Genomic DNA, 25,613 nt, shown 5'->3' with positions numbered 1-25,613 from the left:
AATTCTTTTAACTAGATATTTCTAACCTTAACGTGATAGAATACATTTGGTTTTGTTCCAATGTGCTCTAATAAATGGTAAGCTCTATCTGACTCAGCTAATTTAGTAATTTCTGACTCTTTATCATTTACATCACCAAATACCATCGCTCCACTTGAACAAGCTGCAGAACATGCAGTTTCAAATTCATTTGGACGAATTGCTCTACCTTCATTCTTAGCTTTTAAGATTGTAGATTGAGTCATTTGGATACATAATGAACATTTCTCCATTACCCCTCTTGAACGAACTACAACGTCTGGGTTTAATACCATACGTCCTAAATCATCATTCATGTTGTAATCGAAAGCATCGTTCTGAGAATATAAGAACCAGTTGAAACGTCTAACTTTGTAAGGACAGTTGTTTGCACAGTATCTTGTACCAACACAACGGTTATAAGCCATATGGTTTTGTCCTTGACGACCATGAGATGTAGCAGCTACTGGACACACAGTCTCACATGGAGCGTGATTACAGTGTTGACACATTACAGGTTGGAAAGCCACTTGTGGGTTTTCAGCTGGATGTTCTAATTCTTGGAACACTTCACGGTATTCTCCGAATCCACTTGCATTAACTTTTTTCTCGATATCTCCTGCGAATGTATCTTCTGAAGAATAGTATCTATCGATACGTAACCAGTGCATATCTCTACTTCTTCTCACTTCTGACTTACCTACTACAGGTACGTTATTTTCAGCGTGACAAGAGATAACACAAGCACCACATCCAGTACATGCATTTAAATCAATTGATAAGTTGAAGTGATGTCCAACTGATCTATCAAATGATTCCCAGATATCAATAGTAGAAGCTTGTACAGTCTGGTGATCGTAAGAAACCACAGGTTTAATATTCCAGTCTTCAGCATCTTTTGTATTGAAGATCTCTAATGTAGTATCTTTTAAGATATCACCTCTACTCATTAAAGTGTTTTGTAACTGAACACAAGCGAACTCGTGATCACCACCTACTTGAGTAATTGCAGCACCTTGTACTCCATTACAGTCTTTGTATAATGTGTAAGCATTAACACCTACTTGCATTTCTTCTTTTAATGCAGCTTTTCTACCGTAACCAAATGCTAAACCGATAGTTCCTTGAGCTTGTCCAGGTTGGATAATAGCAGGTACTTTCTCTAATTTAACACCGTTAGCTTCGATAGTTACATAGCTACCATTAAGACCACCATTAGCAACGTGGTAGTTCTTGATTCCTAATGACTCAGCATCAGCTTGAGCTACAGTTACGTAGTTATCCCAAGATACACGAGTAATAGGGTCTGGGAACTCTTGTAACCATGGGTTATTAGCTTGTTGTCCATCTCCCATACCAGTTTTAGTATAGAATACTAACTCTAAACCATCTACTTTCTTAGCAGAAGCTAAAGCAGATGCAGCAGCTGAAAAATCAGCAGAAGCACTTACTTTAGAGTTTGTTCCAACAACAGCAAAACCATCGTGTACTAATTGATTCCAAGTTTTATCAGCTACATAAGACTTACCTACATTCTTAACATAGTCATAGTATGCAGTATTGCTTCCTGACCATAATAATAATGAATCTTGTAATTGTCTAGTATCAAATAATGGGCGGATTGTAGGTTGAGTTACAGAGTAGTGACCTTTTCTGATCATTACATCTCCCCAAGACTCTAAGTAGTGTGGAGCTGCAGCAGCAACAGTAGAAAGTAAAGCTGTTTCATCTTCTTTCAATGAGAAAGAAACTGAAGTTTTTACTTTTTTCAATCCTTCTACGAAAGCAGCAGAATCAGCTAAAGTATACACTGGGTTAACACCTGACATAATCAACGTGTGAACTTTACCAGCGTTCATATCTTTTACTAATTGTCCTACTTGAGTAGCATTACCTTGTCTAACATATTTTGTTTGCTCTGGTAAGAAAGCTTCTGACTGTAACGCTTCGTTGATTGCAAATACTAATAATTGAGCATTTACATCATCAAGACCTGTTACAACAACTCCTTTATTTCCAGCAGATTTAAGTTGACTAGCTGCTTTTTTAATAGCATCTTCGTACTTATCTACAGCTGGAGCAGAAGCACTTCCTCCTACGATAGCACTGTATAACTTAACTAAAGCAGCTTTTTGATTAGCTACAGTTAATGGAATTCTCACGTCAGCATTAGCTCCTGATAAAGACATATTTGCCTCCATTTGGATATGCTTAGACATTTTTCCATTTTTAGGAATACGTTTTTGAGCATAAGCTGAATCGTATCCTCCACCTTGCCAATCTCCTAAGATATCAGCACCTACAGAAACGATTACATCAGCAGCACCGAAATCGTAATCTGCTAATCCACGTACACCATAAGCCTTCTCATAAGCATCTGCAGCAGCAGATGAAGATACAGCATCATATACAACGTGTTTAGCTGTTGGGTTAGCAGCGATAAACTCTGCTATAATTTTATCAGTAGATGGGCTAGCCATTGTATTCGTTAATAATACAACGTTTCCTCCATTTGCTTTTGCATCTTGTAGACTTGCTCTAACTTTTGCATCTACTTCATCCCATGAAGCACTTTTACCACTGATTTTAGATCCTTTCAAACGAAGGCTATCATACATTGATAAAACTGATGCGTTCACACGAGCGTTAGCTCCTGAGTAAGCATTAGCTAGTCTGTTATTATCAACTTTGATTGGACGCCCCTCACGAGTTTTGATCAGAACGTTTACAAAGTCAAATCCATCAGCAATAGTCGTTGCATAATAATCTGCAACACCAGGAATAATCTCTTCTGGCTGTACTACATACGGAATAGATTTCACAACAGGTCCCTCACATGCAGCTAAAGTTGCTGCTGCAGTAGAAAAACCTACATATTTCAAAAAGTCTCGACGAGTAGTTGATGAAGAAGACAATTTACTTTGATCTCCAAGAAACTCATCAGTAGGAATTTCTTCAACAAACTCATTGTTTCTTAGCGACTCAACAATAGAACTATTTTCATTCAGCTCCTCAACACTTTTCCAGTATTTTTTGTTTGATGCCATTGTATATATATATTAGCTTCTTATTCTTAATTTATTAATAGTGACATTTACCACACTCTAAACCTCCCATTTGAGCTACAGTCAATTTCTCAACTCCGTACTTCTCTGATAATTCTTTATGAATTTTAGCATAGTACTCATTGCTCTCTAACTTAACGTCAGTTTTTCTGTGACAGTCAATACACCATCCCATTGTTAATGGAGAGTGTTGTCTCATAATTTCCATTTCTTCAACTGGTCCGTGACAAGTTTGACATTCTAAACCTGCAACATTTACGTGTTGAGAGTGGTTGTAGTATGCGAAGTCAGGAAGATTGTGAATTCTAACCCACTTAACTGGTTTTTCTTTTCCAGTATATTTATTTGTAGAAGGATCCCATCCTACTGCATCGTATAATTTTTGAATCTCTGCAGTATAGAATTCTGGAGTGTACTTACCGTAGTCTTTCCCAGCTTCACCTGTAAACTCATTGATATTCTCATGACAGTTCATACAAACATTCAATGAAGGAATACCTGAAGTTTTACTAGATCTTGCAGCAGAGTGACAGTATTTACAGTCAATACCGTTATCTCCAGCGTGAATCTTGTGAGAGAAGTGAATTGGTTGTACTGGCTCATACCCTTGGTCAACACCTATTTGCATCATCCATCCATACGCGAAGTACGATCCGAATAACACTAATACGATAACAGAAACAATCACTAAAAATTTATTTTTAACGAATGCTGTACACAATGGAATTGATTTACGTACTTCAGGAGTTAATCCATTAACCTCTACTACTTTGTTTAATACTCTCTTAACGAAGAATAGCATAGTTACTAGAAGCATCAATACAACAACTAAAGCCCCTAATACAATAATATTAGAAACACCATCATTGTTAGATTGCCCAGCAGCTCCTCCTGCTACATCACCTGTAGGCGCTGGAGCAGCTTTCTCTTCTGAAGTATAAGCTAAGATATTATCAATGTCTTCGTCTGATAATCCAGGGAAGTCATTCATAACAACCTTATTCCACTCGTTAAACAATTTAACAGCAGCAGCATCTCCAGATTTAATCAATGAAGAACTACTCTTGATCCACTTGTGTAGCCACTCTACATTTCCATCGTGACGATCAACTACTCCACGAAGAGCTGGTCCAGTAGACACTCCATCTAACTTGTGACAAGCCGCACAGTTAGAGTTGAACAATTCCTTACCTTTTGCTACATCTTGAGCAAACGAAATTGTAGTAAACGATAGCATTAACGCTAAACAAAAGAATAAAATCTTTGAAAACGAATTATGGTTACCCACTTTTTTCATAGTTATAAAATGATTTTCAACTAAACTTGGTCTTATTTAACAGCCAATTAGACCGCTATCTTATACACCTTATTTACAAACTCCGACAAAAATACAATTTATGAGTTACTCTTAAAACCTTTACTATGCTTAAAATACAATTTATATACGTTCTAAATAACATACGATTACCTCATTATCAAGATAATTTGTAAATTTGCCATAAACATTATTCATTATGAGATTTTTAAGAAATTTTCTTGTCTTAATTCTAGTTCTATTTACTAATCACGTAATTATAGCTCAATCGTCTAAAACCACTTTAAACGAACCCTCAGCCATAAAAGAACTACTAAATAAGAAGAAAAACACAAATACGTCAACAACTGTTAACGATAAATACAAAATTCAGATTTTTTACGGCAAAAACGCAGAAGCGAGAGTTGCCTTAAACAACTTTAGAAGACTTTACCCAGATGTTAATGCTACGATAATTTATACCAATCCTTCTTACAAAGTTTTAGTAGGAAATTATAAAACTAGACTAGAAGCAGAACGCAACCTGAGAGCTATTCAAAAAGACTTTGAACTCTCACTTTTATTGCGCCCAGGCAAATAAATCACACCATATAATACAAAGGGTTATTAGTTAAATCTAATAACCTTTTTTTAATTAAAAAGAAAGCCCCAACATCACTGTTGAGGCTTTTTATTTATCTGTGATTCTAAGTACACTTTAAGACTTAAATCATTCCGTAATTTATCCAACTAAGTTAATAATCTTACCAGGAACAATAATTACTTTCTTAGGCTCTCTACCCTGAAGTTGAGCTACTGTTCTTTCGTCTGCTAAGATGATTGCTTTAATCTCTTCTTCTGATAAATCTAATGGTAACTCAATCTTAAATCTCATCTTTCCATTAAACGACACAGGATACTCTTTTGCACTCTCTACTAAGTAAGATGCATTGAATTCTGGGAACTCTGCATACGTCACAGATGTAGTATGTCCTAGCATAGACCATAATTCCTCTGCAATATGTGGAGCATAAGGAGATACCACAATTGCTAATGGTTCTAAAATAGCTCTGTGATTACATTTTAGCTGTGACAATTCATTTACACAAATCATAAACTGTGAAACTGAAGTATTGAAAGAGAAATTCTCTATATCCTCAGTCACTTTCTTAATCGTTTTATGAAGTGATTTATACATCTCTGCTGTTGGTTCATCATTCGTCACGATTACACCATTATCATCAGCATATAATCTCCATAATTTCTTTAAGAAACCAGCTACACCTGAGATACCAGCTGTATTCCATGGTTTAGCTTGTTCTAATGGCCCTAAGAACATTTCGTACAGACGAAGTGTATCCGCTCCATATTCATCACAGATATCATCCGGATTCACTACATTGAAGTACGACTTAGACATCTTCTCTACTTCGTGTCCTACGATATACTTACCACTCGCATTTAATACAAACTCTGCATTTGCATAATCAGGTCTCCATGCTTTAAATCCTTCTGTATCTAATTCTGATGAAGAATTAACTAATCCAACATAAGCATATAGCTGTTGAACCTTCTCATCCTTGATCATATCTTTAGAAATGAATTTATTTGTGCCCTCTATTCTATAAACAAAGGCAGAAGTACCTAAAATCATTCCTTGATTAATCAATTTCTTGAAAGGCTCTTCTGTGGGAGCTACTCCCATATCTTTTAAGAATTTGTTCCAGAAACGGCTATATAATAAGTGTCCAGTAGCATGTTCACTACCTCCTATATATAAATCTACATTTTGCCAATACGCTAATGCTTCTGGAGAAGCGATATCTTCTGTATTCTGAGGATCCATATAACGCATCCAGTACCAAGAAGAACCAGCCCAACCAGGCATTGTATTTAACTCTAGAGGGAATACCGTTACCCCGTCTATCTTTTCATTTTCCACTACTTTATTATTAGCAGTATCCCACGCCCATACAGCAGCATTACCTAAAGGTGGCTGTCCATCCTCTGTAGGCAAATACTTTTCTACTTCAGGAAGAACGATTGGCAAGTATTTTTTGTCAATCATCTTAGGAAGGTTATTCACATAGTACACAGGGAATGGTTCACCCCAATAACGCTGACGTGAAAATACTGCATCGCGCAAACGGTAGTTTGTCTTTCCTTTTCCATGTCCTATTTTCTCTAATGCTTCGATAGCCTTAAGAGTAGCTTCTTTAAACCCTAATCCATTTAAGAAATCAGACTCTACTAATAAGAAACCTTCTTTCTCTGCATACGCCTCTTCTGAGATATCTTGGTCAAAGATATTTTTGATTGTAATACCAAAGTGTTTTGCAAAAGCATAATCTCTTGTATCACCAGATGGAACAGCCATTACCGCTCCTGTACCGTATCCAGCTAACACATAATCACCTATCCAGATTTCGATAGGTTCTTTCGTGAACGGATGCTCAGCATACGCTCCAGTAAACACACCAGAGATAGTCTTCACATCAGCCATACGGTCACGCTCACTTCTCTTAGAAGTAGCATCTATATACGCTTCTACAGCTTCTTTTTGTTCTGCAGTAGTAATCTTTCTTACTAAATCATGCTCTGGAGCAAGAGTCATAAAACTCACCCCAAAGATAGTATCAGGTCTAGTAGTGAACACTTCTATTGTATCATCACTTTCTTTTAAGTTAAATACTACAGATGCTCCCACAGATTTCCCTATCCAGTTTCTTTGGCTCTCTTTAATACTCTCTGTCCAGTCGATATCTTCTAGCCCTTGAAGTAGACGTTCTGCATAAGCAGAAATACGCATACTCCACTGCTTCATTTTTTTTCTAACTACAGGATGCCCACCTCTTTCAGACAGACCATCTTTAATCTCATCATTCGCTAATACCGTTCCTAAAGCAGGACACCAGTTTACTTCAGTTTCTGCTAAGTAAGTCATTCTGTATTTTAATAGAATCACCTCTTTCTCATCAGCAGTTAATGCATTCCACTGATCAGCGCTAAAGATCTCGATCGCATCATCAGAAACAGCTTGTACATTTGCATTCCCCTCTTTTTCGAAGATAGCTACTAATGTATCTATAGATTCTGCTTTATCACTTACTTTATTATACCACGAATTGAACAGTTGGATAAAGATCCATTGTGTGTGTTTATAATAATCCGCATTCGAAGTACGCACCTCTCTACTCCAGTCAAATGAAAAACCGATCTTATCTAATTGTTCTCTATAACGATCAATATTTACTTCTGTAGTCACAGCAGGATGTTGTCCTGTCTGGATAGCATATTGCTCAGCTGGCAACCCGAAGCTATCATATCCTTGTGGATGAAGAACATTAAAACCTTTTTGACGTTTATAACGAGTAAAAATATCCGAAGCTATGTATCCGAGCGGGTGCCCCACATGTAATCCTGCTCCAGATGGGTAAGGGAACATATCTAATACGTAATACTTAGGCTTGTCAACATTATTCTCTGTTTTGAAAGTTTGGTTTTCTTTCCAAAATTTCTGCCATTTAGCTTCAATTTCGTTTGGATAATACTTCATACTATTATATATATCAATTTTTATACTTTGGTTAGTTCTTCGATCACACTGTAATAATCTAGAAAACTCATCTTGAATCCTAAATAAACAAAACTAATTTCTAGCACTATTCTAAGTTTGACAAAAAAAACCGTCAATTCAGGCAAAAATAAACTATATTTATAACAATTAGAAAACTTTAATCGTTATTGTCTCAATAAAAACATTTTTGTTTGTTATTTTTACGCACTTAAAATTTGATATATGGCTAGCTCTTATGAAAAATATCAAAAGCGAAAACTAATTTCGTCTTATTTTTCAGTTATACTTAGTATTTTCTTGGTCCTATTCCTATTAGGATCGCTAAGTCTATTCGTTATTAATTCTAAAAAAATCTCTGACAACTTTAGAGAGAATATACCTATGACTATATTCTTTGAGAAGAATACTTCTAAAGCTGAATTAGAGAAATTTGGAAAGAAACTAGAAAAGCACGCTTATATAAAAGAGCATCGTTTCGTATCTAAAGAAGATGCTGCCAAAGAACACCAAGAGACATTAGGTGAAGACTTCGTCGATTACTTAGGATTCAACCCATTACAAGACTCTTACGATATTCACTTAAAAGGAGAATATGTCGTTAATGACAGTATAGAGGTTATCCTTAAAGAATTCAATGCTAATACAGCGATAAGCGATATAAAATATGACAAACAACTAGTAGATTTAGTCAATGAGAATGTAGATAAGATCACGAAGTGGGTGCTTACTATAGCAGCTTTTCTTACGGTTATATCTATGCTATTAATCAATAGTTCTCTACGTCTATTAATTTTCTCTAGCCGTTTTACGATTAAGACGATGCAAATGGTAGGAGCAACAAAGCGCTTCATCAGACGCCCATTTATCAGACATAGTATGAAGCTAGGGCTAATAGGCTCTCTGCTAGCTATCATTGCTATTACTGCCCTAACATTCTATGCAGACAGTAAACTACCTGATCTAAATATCAACCCTAAAGAAGATTATATGCCTCTAGTGATCGTATCCTGTGGAATATTAATCTTAGGAGTGATCATCACTAGTATCAGTACATTCTTTGCAACACAAAGATTCTTAAACCTAAAATCAGACGAACTTTATTAAATATGAAAGATCAAGATCAAAACCAGAATGTACTTCTTTTTACAAAGAAGAACTATATTATACTACTGGTAAGTATAGCTTTAATCGCACTTAGTTTTTTCTTAATGGCTGGTGCTACTAACGATGTTCCTACAGAGTTTAATGAAGACATCTATAGCTTTAGACGTATTCACCTAGCTCCTACAGTATTCTTTATCGGGATAGGGGTAGCAGTTTATGCAATATTTAAAAAAGACAATAAATAATATAACTACATTAAATGGATTTAATACAAGCTATCCTCCTAGCCATAGTAGAGGGATTAACAGAGTATCTACCAGTATCTTCTACTGCACATATGATATTCGTAAGTTCTGCTTATGGTATTCAAGAAGACGAATTCGTAAAATTATTTCAAACAGCTATACAGTTTGGAGCTATTCTAGCCGTAGTGGCACTATACTGGAGAAAGTTCTTTGACTTCAGCAAACTGAACTTCTATAAAAAACTAGTCTTAGCAGTTATCCCTGCTCTAGTATTAGGTAAGCTATTTGACGAAGCCATTGACAAGGTATTAGGAGAGACTATCTATATCGCGATTATGTTGATTATTGGTGGTTTTGTATTAATCTTTATAGACAAATACTTTAAGAACCCTAAGACAGTTCGCGAAGAAGACATTACTGTTAAACAAGCTATTACTATTGGGTTTTGGCAGTGTCTTGCGATGATGCCAGGTACGAGCCGTTCTGCTGCATCTATCATTGGAGGTATGCAACAAGGACTTTCTAGACAAGTAGCTGCAGAGTTCTCATTCTTCTTAGCTGTGCCTACGATGGCAGCTGTGACCGTGTACTCTATTGTACTAAAAAAATATGAATCAGGAAGAATCGGATATGAGATACTACTTGACAATCCTGATAATATGAAGTTATTCTTATTAGGGAATGTTATTGCATTTATTGTATCAATTGTTGCTATTAAATTCTTCATCGGAATCATTAAAAAGTACGGTTTTAAACCTTGGGGATACTACAGAATTATAGCTGGAGCTATACTATTATTATACTTCGGATACCTTAAATAAGAATGATACAATACAATACAGAAGCCTTTCAGAGTGGGCAAATACTATTAATAGACAAACCGCTGCACTGGTCATCATTTCAGGCAGTAAACAAAATTAAATGGCTATTAAAAAAGCACTTTGACTTAAAAAAGATTAAAGTAGGACATGCTGGGACTTTAGACCCTTTAGCCTCAGGACTTCTTATCATCTGTACAGGTAAAGCCACAAAACAAATCAGTGAATTACAGGGACAAATAAAAGAATATACAGGGACGATCACACTAGGGGGTACTACTCCATCTTATGACTTAGAGACAGAGATAGACCAGACCTTCCCTACAGAGCATATTACAGAGGATCTGCTAGAAGAAGCTAGACTATCCTTTATGGGAACTACAGAACAGCGCCCTCCTATCTTCTCTGCGCTTAAGAAAGATGGAAAACGTCTGTATGAGCACGCTCGTAAAGGAGAAGAAGTGGAGATAGCGACTAGACCTATCACCATAGAAGAGTTTGAATTAATGAAGACAGCCCTTCCGAATGTTGATTTTAGAGTCGTGTGTTCTAAAGGAACTTATATCCGCTCTCTAGCTTATGACTTTGGAAACAAAGTAAACTCTGGAGCACACCTAAGCGCCCTACGCAGAACCAAAATCGGAGACTTCGATGTCATCAACGCGGTCACTCCAGAAGAGTTCGAAGAACAGGTATTAAAAGCAATAGCTAACAATATATAATCAAAAAGCTACAAGATATCTTGTGGCTTTTTTGTTTTTCTGTGAAATCGTATTTCTGTAAAACTGTGAAATCGTTTTTTTTATCGTTTAATCTACTATATTAATCATTTAAGTACATGATGCCCAAAGGGCAAAACTGTAAACCGTAAACCCTCTACTGTAAACTGTCAACCAAAAAACTCACACTTTAAGTCCTCGATATTGGTTAGGTGTCATATCAGCATAACGTTTAAAATAACGACAGAACAACGTCGTCTCCTTAAAGCCCAATTCTTCAGATATCTCATTAATACTCATCCTAGAAGACTTCAACAGTGACTTCGCATACAATACAACAGCTTCACTTATCCAATACAGAATAGAATGCCCTGTCTGTTTGCGAATAGTGGTTGTCAAATAAGCAGTCGAAATACTTAATCTATCCGCATAAAAACTTACCGCCTTCTCCCTCTTATAGTGTTTATACAGCAACACAAAGAAATCCTCTGTAATACACTCTGCACGACTACTACTTTTTGCCTTAGATTTCAAGGTTTTCATTAATTGACTAATCTGAATAATCAATGCATAAAGCAAATGTTCTAACACATCATGCGGAGTAAAATTAACTGTATCATAATAGCATTGACTGATTAGCTTATAAAGCCTCTTTACAACACTATAATTTGCTTCATTTAAAGTAATCACTGGAGATTTATACAGCTGTAGATCAATACTAAAATCGTGTATCAAAGCGAGTGGAGCCACAAAGTCAAAAGTAAACATGATAGACTTCATCTTTAGATCTTCTGTAAAACTAATCGGCACCACTATAGCATTAGGAGGCAGTACGATTAGCATTCCTTTCTTTAGATGATATTCTCTCAAATTAATACTTACTTGTGCCTCACCAGCTGTCACTAATCCAATAACACAAGCATCTATACTATGAGGAATAAACGCAAAATAGTCTTTTATATCTTCCTCTCCATTTGTTATAAAGACGCCAGACGCAGTTAGATCTGTATGATTCTTTATTATCGAATTAAAACTATATCTCTCTATTTTTTTCATCCTACTCAAGTATAAATCCCATAACTACAAGATAACAAATTGCACATTATTAACCATTATATTGTGCATTTCTTTTCTAATCATCATCTTAATTTTGTATTACAAATCATTTAAACACATAGCTATGAACAACTTAAAGAAAAGAGGAAGAATTATCCAAAAACAAAGGATAAAAGTCTACGAAATAGCAGATAATGTATTCGCTGCTATATCACCATACAGAGGAATAAGTTGGGCTAATGCTGGTTTCATTAACCGTGGAAAAGGTCTGGTATACGATACGTTCTTTGACCTATTTCATGCACAAGAAATGAAAGAGGCATATACCGAAATAAGTAATAATAAAACTCCTGCTTATGTAGTAAACTCTCACTACAATAGTGATCATACATGGGGAAACAAGGTATTTGAAGACTCGTGTATCATTATGCACCACAACGCAGTACAAGAACGTCTCACAGAGAATATTCAATGGATGGATGCTGTTATTAAACGCGGTAAAGACTCATTAGAGTCTACTATTGGGGAGCGCTTCTTCGCTGCCGAATTCGAAGGTTTTGATTTGACAGGAGTTGAATGGATAAATCCAGATATACAAATAACTGATGACACGGTAATCAACCTTGGCAACACTGAGTTACAATTACTAAATGTAGCTCCATCCCACTCTAATAGTGATGTACTATTATGGATGCCAAAGGAGAAAGTACTCTTCGCAGGAGATGTGGTATTCAATGGCTGCTCTGCTTACAGTGAAAAAGGTATCATAAATTGGGTAAAAGTATTAGATCGCATCATCAATGAGATCAAACCCGAAATAGTAGTTCCTGGTCATGGCGCTATATGTGGCGTAGACTTTGTACAAGAACAATACAGTTATCTCATGAATATTCTAGAGACCATAGATAAACACTACACGGAAGATATTGATGCTCTGACTATGTCTAAACTAATCGACATCACTCCTTTTACTCATTGGATACAGCCAGAGCGTATCTATGCTAGTGTAGATGCTATCTTAAAAGGCAAACGCAATCAATCTGCAATACCTAACTGGAATGAAATGCCAGAAAAACTGAAACTAATGCAGGCGTATCAAAAAGAAAAATATGGAGACAGCCTAATAAACTGGAATCCTAAGTCTACATGGGAACGCGAGTATTATGAGATATAATAAAGAATGAAGAACACTTCACTTAATTAGAAATTAAGGATATTTATCTTCGCCATAATGTACTTAAATGACGAGACAGACTAACTATTGATATGATAGGCTAAGTGACTTATATCTAATCTCTAGTTTATATCTTTGGAAGCAAAGTAACCCCTGAAGTACCTCTGAGCGCCTTACCCAAAAGCAAAATCAGAGGCTTCGATGTTATCTACGCAGTCATTCCAGAAGAGTTCGAAGAACAGGTATTAAAAGCAATCGCTAACAATATATAATCAAAAAGCTACAAGATATCTTGTGGCTTTTTTTGTATCGTATCGTTTACGCCTATTGTATTTCTAAGCCTGCGAAGAATCTCATGCTTATTGTCGAGGATTTATAATCCGTGACTTACACTACTCCACTCCCAATATCCATTCTGAGCCTGCGAACACCCCCATCCTACACATCCGTTCTCGTTGTCCTTCTGAGCTTGCGAAGAATCTCATTCTACATGATTGTAGAGTTACGTGTGAGACCCTTCCTATCGTCAGTGTGACATAGATAACGAATAAGCAACCTTAAATCAGTGACTTACAGAATTAACTCAATAGACTCGTTGGCGCGGATTTATAATCCGCGACATCACATTACCCAAAAATTTAAAAACACTTTTTCTTCTTTTCGCTCTTATTACAGCCAAAAAACAAGAATACCCTCTCTAATTTCTCTTATTTCCTTCACTTGTCTCCACTTGAAGAAAACCAATCCTGCTAAAAGGTTCCTTTTTTCTAATTTTTTTTAATTGCATAAAAACATTATAGATTGTATATCAGTCATTTATTAAAAACAGAAATCACACCAACCATTTGACAAAGTCAGTAAAACTGAACCATAAGAGCCTTTTCTTGGGCAATTATAGGACAATACTAGGATGATAACGGGGTTAAAGCAACTTTTGCTCAATAATAGTCCTTTTATACTTCTTCTATTCTTCTTTTATGAAAACGATAGGTGATTATAAGATATTCAAAATAAGCTCTATAGAAGGCGAAATCATTCGCTTTGATATTCTTCATTTCATGTCCTCATTTTTATAAAGTGTGATGTACATTAGGACAACTTCTTTTATCGATTGTTTGAACAGTTAAATAATCATATATCAGTATTTTATATCTTGTAATAACCAAAAAACGAGATAATCATGGCAGAAATCAAAGAAGGAATATTAGGCGCTGTAGTAGGAAAGGTAGGAACCGTAGTGGGCGTACTCTGGAGAGGGAGAAATATACTCCGCGCTAAGCCGCTAAAATCAAGTAAAAAAGCGACGGAAGCACAGTTGAAACAATGGGATAAGATGAGTCTCGTCTCTACCTTTGCGAGTAAATTCAAGGATTTTGTCAATGCGCATTGCCCTGCGGTGTACAACGGAGAGAAATGGATGACAGGAAAAGAACAAATGATCTCTAGGCTGATGAAACAAGGCATCACAATGCATGAAGGAGAGCAATATGTACAAATAGACAAGGTGCTGCTCTCTATCGGAACCCTAGCTCCTGCTGTGATCAAGAAAATCAATAGATTAAAGACAGGTAAGCTAAAAGTACAGTGGGATAATCATCTGATTAATCCGCTGACGCTCGATACAGACGCACTAACGATCATGGCGTATCACGAAGAATTAGATAAATTCATGACTATCCCTACTATCGGACAACGCAAAGATAGATATGCTCACTTCGCTCTACCGAAAGAATGGCAAGAGGGGAAAGTCTACCTGTGGAGTATGTGGAAAGCAGAAGATGGTAGTGTACATAGTACAAGTTGCTTTCATGGGATCTTAGAAGCAGAAAACGGGGAACAGAAAACAGGGAACGAGGGAGCGGAGAGTATGGAAACAGGGAACAGAGAAACGGGGAACCGTGGAACAAGTAACAAGGGAACAGAGAATGAGAAAAATGAGAACAGAGAAACTGGGAACCGTGGAACAAGTAACAAGGGAACAGAGAATGAGAAAAATGAGAACAGAGAAACTGGGAATAGGAGAACTGAAAGCGAGAGAACACTTGTACCTACAGCTGATAATATAATTGAATCTTCACCTCCTAACTCTCTTATGGAAGAAGAGTCCACAACTAAAAAAGAACTACCACCTGGGCTCATCCGTCAAGTCAGAAAGAAAATCATAAAAGAAATAAAGTCAAGAGAATATTCTTCGAGTAATAATACGCATGAAGGGGTTATTTATGGAGCGCGGTCTGTCTTAGAAGCACTGAAGGCTGAGGAGAGATAGAGGGAGTGATAAAATGAATATTCCTACCTACTTTACTACGATCCTATAAGTTGTAATCATCTTACAGTTAAATCATCATGCCTTTTACTCTTCTCTTTTAAAAGCAAGTTGATAGACATTACCATTGGTATCCATACCTAAGAGTCCTCCTTCCTGAGAGCGTTCTATCTCGATATAAAATCGAATACCTAGACTGTCACTCGCTATATACCCAGCACCGACATCTCCTTTTAGTTTTACTTCACCAGTATAATGCAAGCCTTCGCGATCCATCCCTTCCACAAGAAAGAATGATAATTCACTTTCTTTTTCATTTGGGGTATATTCCATTTTCTCTAACTTCTGGTAATCATCAATTCCTTTAGGATCCTCTTTTACTTTTTTGCAGCCTAATAAAAGAAAAAGCCCTAGTATAGATAAAACACACTTTTTATTATTTATAATCAACGACATAACATTTTTTTCTTAGCACGAAAATAGGCATACTAATACTCTTCACCCACCACAAATAAGTAAAGCATGGCTTTTTCTTAGTAAACCATTCATACTAATGGTTAAAACGATTTGAAAATCAGTAATGTTCCACCTATCTTTGCCTAAAACCAAAATAAATAATAGATAAATAGCACTAACTAAGTGTATCCTATCCTGCTTTTATCACCTCTAATATCACATTAGAACAATGATAATAAATAGTCATAGTTACACCTCTGCCTTTATTTACTATCTGTTTTGGGTTAAAAACATAACTTATGCGTAATATACTTTTCCTATTTATTTTTATCACACAACTATCTTGGGGACAAAAAACAGAATATCAAGAAGGTGACCTTATTTTTCAAAACATAGATTGTGGTCCCTTATGTGATGCTATTAATGAAGTAACTTTTGGTTATAATGATTTAAATTTTAATCATATGGGGATGGTTATAGAACACGAGGGTAGTCTACAAGTCATAGAAGCTACTTGGCCTGAAGTATGTATTACGCCGATGGAAGACTTCCTAAACAAAACAAAAGAACCTATGTACATAGGTCGTCTAAAAGGTAAACTGACTAAACTAATTCCTGCTGCAAAGGAATTTGCTATAAAACAAGTAGGTGTTCCTTATGATGTCAATTATCTATATGCTAATGGTAAATACTACTGTTCAGAACTTATCTATGAAGCCTTTAAAGCATCTAATAAGAATAAAAGTTTTTTCTATCTATACCCAATGACGTATAAGTCAAAGTACACTAAAGAAACATTCCCTGTATGGGCAACATACTTTGAAAAATTAGGACAGACTATACCTGAAGGAGCACCTGGATGTAATCCTGCTGGAATGTCATTAGACCCTAGGCTAAACATCATAGGTCCTATCGTTAGATAGTTTTACTCTCTATGTTTAAAACATTACTTTATTGATTACAGATCCTTCAGTGAGGCTAAAATCATTTATTTATAACTAAAAAACGCTCTTTCAAAAATTTGAAAGAGCGTTTTTTAGTTATTATTCAAAAGAAGTCATTAACTCGATTACTTCTTTTTGTACTTCATGTCCTTTATCTTTCGTGTACCACTTCTGTAGTTCTACTTTACCAGCTTCGTCTACTACACCATGAGCAGCTTTATAATCTGTCACTACTTTTTGTCCTAAAGCAGGTCTTGGACCCCAGTGTCCTAATACTTTTAAAGTATCTTGTTCTACAATGATCATCTTTGGGATAGCTCTACCTCCATTCGTTAAGAATGCATCCATCAGTTCTAGATTCTTATCTCTCAATACTAATCTCATCTCAATATTAGGAGTTACTTCAGCCATCTTATTAAGAATAGGTACGATCTGAGCGGCATCTCCACACCAACATTCCGTTATCACTATCCAAGTGTACTTTTTCTTTAAGCTAATTAACTTATTAGCTACTTCTTCTTCTACCTTCATGGTCTTGTCTAAACGGTGAAGTCTAGCCTCATTCAGCTCTGCATAAGCCAAATAATCGTCGCTTAGCTCTAGAGAAGCTTTATCATTAGTCAGTGCATCAGTAACAAATTGTCTAAATTCAGTATAACTAAAACTTTTGTCAATGTATTTTGAATCAATGTTTATCATTTTGTGTACTTTTATTGTTTGTTATTACCAAAGATAAACCTTTTACAGCAAATAAAATGATGACAAAAGTCAGAGAGGTAATTTGTCCAAGCAAATTTAACACCTAAGCGACATGTTTAGACCGTTAATAGCTTAGGGTAACGTATTTCTTAATAGAATAGATCATTTTAGACGTGCTTAATAATTTAAATTATGATACATAAAACCAAAATCGGATTAGTGTTATCAGGTGGTGGTTATAAAGGAATAGCCCATGCAGGAGTATTACAGTTTTTAGACGAACAACATATCAAACCAGACTATCTAGCAGGTACTAGTGCAGGCTCTATAGTATCTTCATTATATGCAAGAGGCATAGAACCTAAAGAGATATTGATGTTCTTTAAGTCTGTGAATATCTTCAACTGGCAACACTTCACTCTAAAGAAAGCAGGGTTAATGGATGTAAACGCTTTTGATAAATACCTAAACAAAGTATTTGGAGACTTAACAATTGGCGAATTAGACATTCCTGTATACATTAACGCTACTGATATCGTCAATGGAAAATTGCACGTATTTAACAAGAAGACAAAGGTAGTGGATGCAATCCTTGCCTCTAGTGCCTTTCCAGGTATATTCTCACCTTATCAGATAGGTAATAAAATATATAGCGATGGAGGAATTATCAATAACTTCCCTATCGAGCTCCTAAAAAGCAAATGTGACTATATCATCGGAAGTAATGTGACACCTATTCAACAAGTAAGTGCTGATAGTCTAACGTCTATACGATCTGTAACCTTCAGAGCATATGAACTGATGACAACGATCAATAATGCTAAGTTAGGCAAACTATGTGACTGGCTTATAGAGCCCAAAGAGCTTACACTCTACTCTACCTTCGAACGCAGTAAAAAGAAAATGGATGAGATTTATGACTTAGGATATCAAACAGCGAAAGAGACATTCGAAGAGAATCAACATATTTTTAAAAAAGCTATTCCATAGAAGCATATAATCTTTATATTTGCAAAACTTTAAAAATATCTTTCAATGAAGTACAAAAGAATTCTACTAAAATTAAGTGGAGAAGCCTTAATGGGAGATCAACAATATGGTATTGATCCTAAGAAATTAGCAGAGTATGCTGCTGAAGTAAAAAAAGTTCACGATTTAGGTGTTGAAATTGCGATTGTAATAGGTGGAGGAAATATTTTTAGAGGCGTTGCTGGAGCAAATGTAGGAATGGACCGAGTACAAGGTGACTACATGGGAATGCTTGCTACCATTATCAATGGTATGGCATTACAAGGAGCATTAGAAGCTGCTGGAATGTTAACTAGATTACAAACTGCCTTAAAAATAGAGGCTGTAGCAGAACCTTATATCAAGAGAAGAGCTGTTCGTCACTTAGAAAAAGGAAGAATCGTAATCTTCGGTGCTGGTACAGGTAACCCTTACTTCACTACTGATACAGCTGCTGTATTAAGAGGAGTAGAGATTAACGCTGATGTAATCTTAAAAGGAACAAGAGTGGATGGTGTATATACTGCAGATCCAGAAAAAGATCCTACAGCAGTTAAATTTGAAAAAATCTCTTTCAGCGATTGTTTGACAAAAGGACTAAATGTAATGGATACTACAGCATTTACTCTAAGTAGAGAGAATGAATTGCCTATCGTAGTATTCGATATGAATAAACAAGATAATTTATTAAAAGTTTGCCAAGGAGAAGATTCAGTAGGAACTACTGTATCCGTAAACGTTAATTAATCTATAGTTATGACAGAAGAAATCAATTTAATAATCGACGCTGCCAAAGAGTCTATGGACAATACTGTAGCTCACTTAGAAAAAACATTATTAAACATCCGTGCTGGGAAAGCATCTCCACAGATGTTAGGAGCAGTATTCGTAGACTACTACGGATCACAGACTCCACTATCTCAAGTAGCGAATGTAAATGCAGCTGATGCACGTACATTAACAGTTACTCCATGGGAGAAAAACATGTTACAACCTATCGAAAAAGCGATTATGATCGCTAATCTAGGGTTAAATCCGATGAATAACGGAGACAACATTATCATCAATATCCCTGCATTAACAGAGGAGAGACGTAAAGACTTAGCTAAACAAGCTAAATCTGAAGCAGATGATGCTAAAGTAGGTATCAGAAATGCGCGTAAAGACGCAAATAACGATATCAAAAAAGAAGAGAAAAACGGAACATCTGAAGATATCTGTAAAGATGCTGAAGAAAGAGTTCAGAAATTAACTGATGGTTACGTAAAAAAAATAGATGATATTCTTGCAGTAAAAGAAGCAGAAATCATGAAAGTTTAAAAAAATCCGCAAGTATGCGGATTTTTTTTTGTCATATACTTTCTAATTAGAGAGTTGTTATTGCGATATCCTTATTTTTATTGGAAACAAAAGTTACCACACTCATAATCAACACATTTTACTTATCTTTATAGATAACTAACACCAAAATACATTGATTATGAATACAACAATCTATTCACCAGAAGAGCTCAAAAAGATAGCACCTGTATTTGGTCAACTATCCTTTGATAATCACGAGCAAATCATGTTCTGCCATGATAAAGATTCTGGTTTAAAAGCAATCATCGGTATACACAACACTACATTAGGTCCTGCACTAGGTGGAACTAGAATGTGGAACTATGCATCAGAGTGGGAAGCACTAAATGATGTGCTGCGCCTCTCTAGAGGAATGACTTATAAATCTGCTATCTCTGGACTAGACTTAGGAGGAGGAAAAGCTGTAATCATGGGAGATTCTAAAAAGGATAAAAGCCCAGAACTCATCAAAGCTTTTGCTCAATATGTCAACTCTCTTAGTGGTAGATATATCACAGCTGAAGACGTGGGGACTACTACTGCTGATATGGATCTAATCCATACCATCACACCTCATGTGACTGGTATATCAGAAAGTCTAGGAGGTTCAGGCAACCCATCACCAGTGACTGCTTATGGCGTATTTATGGGATTAAAGGCCGCAGTACATTATCAGTTCGGGTCAGATAACCTAGAAGGCAAAAAAGTGCTCGTACAAGGAATAGGGAATGTCGGCGAGACATTAGTAAAACACTTAACTGCTAGTGGAGCTATAGTTACAATCACTGATATCAATGAAGAGAGAGTAGCTGAAGTTGCTAAAAAATACAATACTAAGATATTTACAGGTACAGACCTATACTCAGAAGAAGTAGATATTTATTCTCCTTGTGCCTTAGGAGCTACTATCAATGATGATACTATCGAAAAAATCAAAGCAAAAGTAATAGCAGGAGCAGCTAACAATCAATTGGCAGTAGAAGCTATACACGGCAAAAGACTACAAGAACGAGGTATCGTCTATGCTCCCGACTTTTTAATCAATGCAGGAGGAATTATTAATGTTTTTGGTGAGATCGTTCACTATGGGTTAGATGAAGCTTTAAAACGCACTGAAAACATCTATAACACCACATTAGAAGTTCTTAATTATGCTAAAGAGCACAATATTACTTCTCAACAAGCTGCCATGAAAAAAGCAGAAGACAGAATCAACAAAAAGAAAAACACGAAATAGTCGTTTAAAAAGCAGTCTATGGTTAGACTGCTTTTCTTTTGTATCTCCCTTCTAACACTCGTTCATTACATAGTTCTCTGCTCTTCATTACGATTAGAGCACTTCTATTCCTTATCTATAATCGACGAATTCTTTATTCTCTCATAATTATTACCTCATTATGACAATTTCTTTATTCCATAATACACAATATTTTACTATTTTTGCAAGTATTTGAAATTGTCTAAATAAGACACTGATTATTAAAATTATAAATCACGATGAAACATACGAAAATTAACGATCTACTGGCAGGCAAAGGTCTACTCCATGAAGTTAAAGCAAAAGGATGGGTAAAAACGTTTAGAAATAACCAATTTATCGCCTTGAATGATGGATCTACGATTAACAATATTCAATGTGTTGTTGATTTAGATAAGTTCCCAGCAGAGTTGTTAAAAAAGATTCACACAGGAGCTGCAATCTCAGTTAGAGGAACATTAGTAGAGAGCCAAGGGGCTGGTCAAACTGTAGAAATACAAGTTGAAAATCTTAAAGTATACGGAGAAGCAAATCCAGAAGAGTATCCGATACAACCTAAGAAACACTCTCTAGAGTTCTTACGTGAGAATGCTCACTTGAGAATCCGTACAAATGTATTTGGAGCGATTATGAGAGTGCGTAGTGTTTTATCTTATGCTGTACATAAATATTTCCAAGAAAATGGATTCTTCTATTTCAATGCACCTATCATTACAGGATCTGATGCAGAAGGAGCAGGAGAAATGTTCAGAGTAACGAACTTAGACTTAAATAATCTACCTCGTACAGAAGAAGGAAAGATAGACTTCTCACAAGATTTCTTTGGAAAGACTACTAACTTAACTGTATCTGGACAATTAGAAGCTGAAACTTATGCTATGGCATTAGGTTCAGTATATACATTCGGACCTACTTTCCGTGCTGAGAACTCAAATACATCTCGTCACTTAGCAGAGTTCTGGATGATCGAACCAGAAGTTGCGTTTAATAACTTAGACGACAATATGGACTTAGCAGAAGACTTTATCAAATATGTAATCAACTACGTATTAGATAAATGTGCTGATGACTTAGCTTTCTTAGATAAGCGTTTACAAGATGAAGAAAAAACAAAACCTCAAGCTGAACGCAGTGAAATGAGTCTATTAGAAAAACTTCGCTTCGTAGTAGATAACAACTTTAAACGTGTTAGTTATACTGAGGCTGTAGATATCTTAAGAAACTGTAAGCCTAATAAGAACAAGAAGTTTAAATATATTATCGATGGATGGGGTGCAGACTTACAAAGTGAGCATGAGCGTTACTTAGTAGAAAAACACTTTAAGTGTCCAGTAATCTTATTTGACTACCCAGCTGAAATCAAAGCATTCTACATGAGAATGAATGAAGATGGTAAAACAGTAAGAGCAATGGATATCTTATTCCCTGGTATCGGAGAGATTGTAGGAGGTTCTCAAAGAGAAGAGCGCTACGATGTTCTTTTAGAGAAAATTGAAAAAATGGGCATTGACAAAGAAGAACTTTGGTGGTACCTAGATACAAGAAAATTCGGAACAGCTCCTCACAGTGGGTTTGGACTTGGTTTTGAACGTCTTGTATTATTTGCGACAGGAATGACGAATATTAGAGACGTAATTCCTTTCCCTAGAACACCGCAGAACGCAGAGTTCTAACATCATAATACCTTTATAAAAGTGTTTACTTTATCACATATTTTCATTAAATTTGAAAAAGATTATGTTTTAAAGTAAACATTTTTTTTATTTGTAATTAATATTCAAAAGAATGCTTAAACAAAGTTTACAACTCAAATTATCTCAAAAATTATCTCCTCAACAAATCCAGTTGATGAAGTTAATACAATTACCCACTTTAGCTTTTGAACAAAGGCTGAAGGAAGAGCTAATTGAGAATCCTGCGCTAGAGACTGGTAAAGAAAATGAGTCTACAGACGTGGATGAATTTGACAATGACTTTGAAGACTATGACAATGAGCGCATAGAAGCAGAAGACATCAATATAGATGAATATCTAAGTGATGATGAAACTCCTGACTATAAATTACAAGCGAATAACTACAGTAAAGATGATGATGAGTACGAAATGCCTATCATCGCACATGAATCATTTCATCAAGATCTGTTAAATCAATTAAACACCTTCATGTTAAATGATGGCGACAGAAAGATTGCAGAGTTCTTAGTGGGAAGTATCGATGATATGGGATACTTAAGACGTGAAACTCAAGATCTAGTAGATGACTTAGCATTCACTCAAGGTATCTATACTGACGAAGAGACTGTAGAAAGAATATTACTAATCGTACAAGAACTAGACCCTGCTGGTGTAGGCGCTAGAGACTTACAAGAGTGTCTTCTGTTACAGTTAAAACACAAAACACAGTCAGATGCTGTAGATCTAGCTACGGAAATTATAGCAGATCAATTCGATGCTTTTACAAAAAAACATTACGATAAACTATTACAGAGATATGGTGTCTCAAAAGAAAAACTTAGAAACGCTATTGATGAAATAGAAAAACTAAATCCAAAACCAGGAGGAGCTTATATAGGTAATGAACGCACTATAGAACATGTAGTGCCTGACTTTACAATTAAGATTAATGAAGGTGAACTTGAACTTTTATTAAATGGAAGAAATGCACCTGAACTTCACGTCTCTAAAGATTATCAAGAGATGCTACAGTCGTATAAGGAATCTGCAAAATCTTCTAGTGCACAGAAAGATGCTGTACAATTCATCAAACAAAAGCTAGATGGTGCTAAATGGTTTATCGACGCAATAAAACAGCGTCAAGAAACATTATTTGTAACCATGCACGCTATCGTTGAATACCAAGAAGAATACTTTCTGACAGGAGATGAGACCAAACTAAAGCCAATGATCTTAAAAGACATTGCTGATTTAGTAGGACTAGATATCTCTACCGTGTCAAGGGTAGCTAACAGTAAATATGTAGATACACCTTATGGTACTAAATTAATCAAGAACTTCTTCTCTGAAGCAATGGTTAATGATCAAGGTGAGGAAGTCTCTACATTAGAAATTAAAAAGATACTACAAAATATCATCGGTGAAGAGGACAAGAAAAAACCTTATCCTGATGACAAGCTAGCAGAGTTACTTAAAGACAAAGGATACCCTATCGCTAGACGTACAGTAGCTAAATATAGAGAACAATTAGACATTCCTGTAGCGAGAATGCGTAAACGTATTTAATACTGATTATTAAATGAAAAAAACAGCGAAATTATTCTCTTATATTTTTCATCCAATAACAGTCCCTTTCTTAACGACTTTATTGTATTTTTCATTAGCTCATTTCTACTTTTCTTCAGTAGAAATGTCTATTATATTAGGGCAAGTTCTAATTACAACCTGCCTATTGCCTATATGTATTTACTTTTTGTTGAGATCTCTTAAGCTTGTCAATACTTCTGTTATGGTCAGCTCAAGAAAAGAGCGTATCATCCCTTTTATCATCAACATTGTTTTACTGTTTATGCTAAAGGATTATATTCTATATAACAATAGTGCTTATACAATACGCTTATATATTTGGGGGTTAATGAATAGTTATCTCCTACTTCTATTATTTGGGTTACTAAAACAGAAGTCAAGTGTCCATATCACTACATTAGTTACTAGTTTTATGTTTTACATTTATGTACTAGTGGAACTACAACAACCTAATATTATTGGGGTAATTCTTTTCGTCTTTTTAATCGGGATAGTTGCTTGTTCTAGATTACTACTTAGAGCACATACATCTAAAGAAATTATTCAAGGTTTTTGTATTGGGATTATACCTTCACTAGTCTATATTTTTATCAACTATAAAATATAGAACATTACTCCTACATTTAGAAGTCTTAGTTTATTAGAATCCCACTTCAATACCTCATCTTTATATACATTATTCAATCCATAATACATATAAACATTCCATGTATTAAATCCTGCTGATAGATAAACTCCATACAACCATTTATTCACATTAGGATCCCCCTTAAATGTAGCAGAGTAATCACCTGTAGTCGTTTTCGTACGATCTCCGAAAACATAACTAGCCTTAAATCCTAAATAAACACGCCAAAACTTATGACTATATGGTGTTGAGTTTCTCCAACGAAGTTCAATAGGAAAATCAATAGCATGTAATGATAAACTACTTTTCTTATAAGAACCTAAAATAATATGTTCATTCTCTGCTGTAATTCCCAGATTACCTCTTAAGTTTAGATACGAGTATCCTACTCCAGGTGCTATAGCCACTGTTCTAGATTTATTAATAGGAAAATCTCTTAAAAAACCTCCATTCATTCCTATAGATACAGAACTTGGAGAAAAGCCAGCAGGTTTATCTTGCATTAAAGTATGTGTGATACCGAAGTAAAACTGATCTTCTCTATATTTAAAATCAACTGTTTTTAAAGAATCCTGAACAGCTTCATTTATATTTTCGTTTGACTCAATGTATTCTTGTCCATGAGCCATAAAACCGCTCAACAATATAATACCTATAACTAGTAATTTTCTCATAGCTTCTT

General features: G+C 35.5%; 22 protein-coding genes. 15 read left to right on the top strand and 7 right to left on the bottom strand.

All coding sequences use genetic code 11. The features are described 5' to 3' along the window. Positions 1-11: 11 nt before the first annotated feature. Both RT228_RS09365 and RT228_RS09360 read right to left on the bottom strand, forming a co-directional pair. On the bottom strand, positions 12-3,065 hold the full coding sequence (locus tag RT228_RS09365) for a TAT-variant-translocated molybdopterin oxidoreductase (RefSeq protein ID WP_006262800.1): 3,054 nt from the start codon (positions 3,063-3,065) through the stop codon (positions 12-14). Positions 3,066-3,099: 34 nt separating this feature from the next. Further along, on the bottom strand, positions 3,100-4,380 hold the full coding sequence (locus RT228_RS09360; RefSeq protein WP_006262799.1) for a cytochrome c3 family protein: 1,281 nt from the start codon (positions 4,378-4,380) through the stop codon (positions 3,100-3,102). 217 nt (positions 4,381-4,597) lie between these two features. Here RT228_RS09360 and RT228_RS09355 point away from each other — a divergent pair, with 217 nt between their 5' ends. Further along, a complete protein-coding gene (locus RT228_RS09355; protein WP_006257366.1) occupies positions 4,598-4,978 on the top strand; it encodes an SPOR domain-containing protein in 381 nt (126 codons plus the stop codon). Between the two features lie 141 nt (positions 4,979-5,119). Here the strand turns inward: RT228_RS09355 and leuS are convergent, their stop codons facing one another. After that, a complete protein-coding gene (gene leuS / locus RT228_RS09350; RefSeq protein ID WP_006262798.1) occupies positions 5,120-7,933 on the bottom strand; it encodes a leucine--tRNA ligase in 2,814 nt (937 codons plus the stop codon). Between the two features lie 243 nt (positions 7,934-8,176). Between leuS and RT228_RS09345 the strand changes: the two genes are divergently transcribed. From RT228_RS09345 to truB, 4 genes are read left to right on the top strand one after another with little or no spacing between them, the layout of a single operon-like run. Next, complete coding sequence (locus RT228_RS09345; protein ID WP_313138607.1) at positions 8,177-9,058, top strand: permease-like cell division protein FtsX; 882 nt, start codon at positions 8,177-8,179, stop codon at positions 9,056-9,058. Between the two features lie 2 nt (positions 9,059-9,060). Further along, a complete protein-coding gene (locus tag RT228_RS09340; protein ID WP_006257370.1) occupies positions 9,061-9,303 on the top strand; it encodes a DUF3098 domain-containing protein in 243 nt (80 codons plus the stop codon). 14 nt (positions 9,304-9,317) lie between these two features. After that, the gene (locus RT228_RS09335) at positions 9,318-10,124 is read left to right on the top strand and encodes an undecaprenyl-diphosphate phosphatase (protein ID WP_006257371.1); all 807 of its coding nucleotides are present in this window, start codon (positions 9,318-9,320) and stop codon (positions 10,122-10,124) included. Between the two features lie 2 nt (positions 10,125-10,126). Then, on the top strand, positions 10,127-10,843 hold the full coding sequence (gene truB, locus RT228_RS09330) for a tRNA pseudouridine(55) synthase TruB (RefSeq protein WP_006257372.1): 717 nt from the start codon (positions 10,127-10,129) through the stop codon (positions 10,841-10,843). Between the two features lie 180 nt (positions 10,844-11,023). Here truB and RT228_RS09325 read toward each other — a convergent pair whose 3' ends face one another. Next, entirely contained in the window at positions 11,024-11,896 is an 873-nt protein-coding gene (locus RT228_RS09325; protein WP_313138606.1) for an AraC family transcriptional regulator, read from the bottom strand. Between the two features lie 124 nt (positions 11,897-12,020). Between RT228_RS09325 and RT228_RS09320 the strand changes: the two genes are divergently transcribed. Both RT228_RS09320 and RT228_RS09315 read left to right on the top strand, forming a co-directional pair. Continuing rightward, positions 12,021-13,070 carry an MBL fold metallo-hydrolase gene (locus RT228_RS09320; protein ID WP_006260554.1) on the top strand — a complete coding sequence of 350 codons (1,050 nt, stop codon included), beginning with the start codon at positions 12,021-12,023 and terminating at the stop codon, positions 13,068-13,070. Between the two features lie 1,180 nt (positions 13,071-14,250). Next, a complete protein-coding gene (locus RT228_RS09315) occupies positions 14,251-15,339 on the top strand; it encodes a DUF6266 family protein (RefSeq protein WP_313138605.1) in 1,089 nt (362 codons plus the stop codon). An 84-nt stretch (positions 15,340-15,423) separates the two neighbouring features. Here RT228_RS09315 and RT228_RS09310 read toward each other — a convergent pair whose 3' ends face one another. Then, positions 15,424-15,792: a hypothetical protein gene (locus RT228_RS09310; protein ID WP_006257381.1), complete on the bottom strand. Its 369-nt coding sequence runs from the start codon at positions 15,790-15,792 to the stop codon at positions 15,424-15,426. Between the two features lie 299 nt (positions 15,793-16,091). Here RT228_RS09310 and RT228_RS09305 point away from each other — a divergent pair, with 299 nt between their 5' ends. Then, entirely contained in the window at positions 16,092-16,715 is a 624-nt protein-coding gene (locus RT228_RS09305; protein WP_006257382.1) for a YiiX/YebB-like N1pC/P60 family cysteine hydrolase, read from the top strand. 120 nt (positions 16,716-16,835) lie between these two features. Here the strand turns inward: RT228_RS09305 and RT228_RS09300 are convergent, their stop codons facing one another. Then, the gene (locus tag RT228_RS09300; RefSeq protein ID WP_006262793.1) at positions 16,836-17,435 is read right to left on the bottom strand and encodes a thioredoxin family protein; all 600 of its coding nucleotides are present in this window, start codon (positions 17,433-17,435) and stop codon (positions 16,836-16,838) included. Between the two features lie 192 nt (positions 17,436-17,627). On the opposite strand from RT228_RS09300, the gene RT228_RS09295 reads away from it, so the two are divergent. The 7 genes from RT228_RS09295 to RT228_RS09265 all read left to right on the top strand — a co-directional run bounded on the left by RT228_RS09295 (position 17,628) and on the right by RT228_RS09265 (position 24,910). Next, the gene (locus RT228_RS09295; protein ID WP_006262792.1) at positions 17,628-18,425 is read left to right on the top strand and encodes a patatin-like phospholipase family protein; all 798 of its coding nucleotides are present in this window, start codon (positions 17,628-17,630) and stop codon (positions 18,423-18,425) included. A 45-nt stretch (positions 18,426-18,470) separates the two neighbouring features. After that, complete coding sequence (gene pyrH, locus RT228_RS09290) at positions 18,471-19,190, top strand: UMP kinase (protein ID WP_006262791.1); 720 nt, start codon at positions 18,471-18,473, stop codon at positions 19,188-19,190. A 9-nt stretch (positions 19,191-19,199) separates the two neighbouring features. Next, the gene (gene frr, locus RT228_RS09285) at positions 19,200-19,763 is read left to right on the top strand and encodes a ribosome recycling factor (protein ID WP_006262790.1); all 564 of its coding nucleotides are present in this window, start codon (positions 19,200-19,202) and stop codon (positions 19,761-19,763) included. A gap of 160 nt (positions 19,764-19,923) precedes the next feature. Then, positions 19,924-21,021, top strand: a complete 1,098-nt coding sequence (locus RT228_RS09280; RefSeq protein ID WP_131540542.1) for a Glu/Leu/Phe/Val dehydrogenase dimerization domain-containing protein — start codon at positions 19,924-19,926, stop codon at positions 21,019-21,021. Between the two features lie 260 nt (positions 21,022-21,281). After that, complete coding sequence (gene asnS / locus RT228_RS09275) at positions 21,282-22,715, top strand: asparagine--tRNA ligase (protein ID WP_006257388.1); 1,434 nt, start codon at positions 21,282-21,284, stop codon at positions 22,713-22,715. 112 nt (positions 22,716-22,827) lie between these two features. After that, complete coding sequence (rpoN, locus tag RT228_RS09270) at positions 22,828-24,282, top strand: RNA polymerase factor sigma-54 (RefSeq protein ID WP_006262788.1); 1,455 nt, start codon at positions 22,828-22,830, stop codon at positions 24,280-24,282. A 13-nt stretch (positions 24,283-24,295) separates the two neighbouring features. Further along, a complete protein-coding gene (locus RT228_RS09265; RefSeq protein WP_058699262.1) occupies positions 24,296-24,910 on the top strand; it encodes a phosphatase PAP2 family protein in 615 nt (204 codons plus the stop codon). On the opposite strand, the gene RT228_RS09260 is transcribed toward RT228_RS09265, so the two are convergent. After that, complete coding sequence (locus RT228_RS09260; protein WP_025125403.1) at positions 24,898-25,605, bottom strand: porin family protein; 708 nt, start codon at positions 25,603-25,605, stop codon at positions 24,898-24,900. The two genes, RT228_RS09265 and RT228_RS09260, sit on opposite strands and share 13 nt — an antisense overlap. Between the last annotated feature and the right edge of the window lie 8 nt (positions 25,606-25,613).

This window comes from Myroides sp., from assembly GCF_032073645.1.
GTDB lineage: Bacteria > Bacteroidota > Bacteroidia > Flavobacteriales > Flavobacteriaceae > Flavobacterium > Flavobacterium odoratimimum.
Note: the sequence above shows the minus strand (reverse complement) of the source record. Positions and strands in the feature narration are given on the sequence as shown.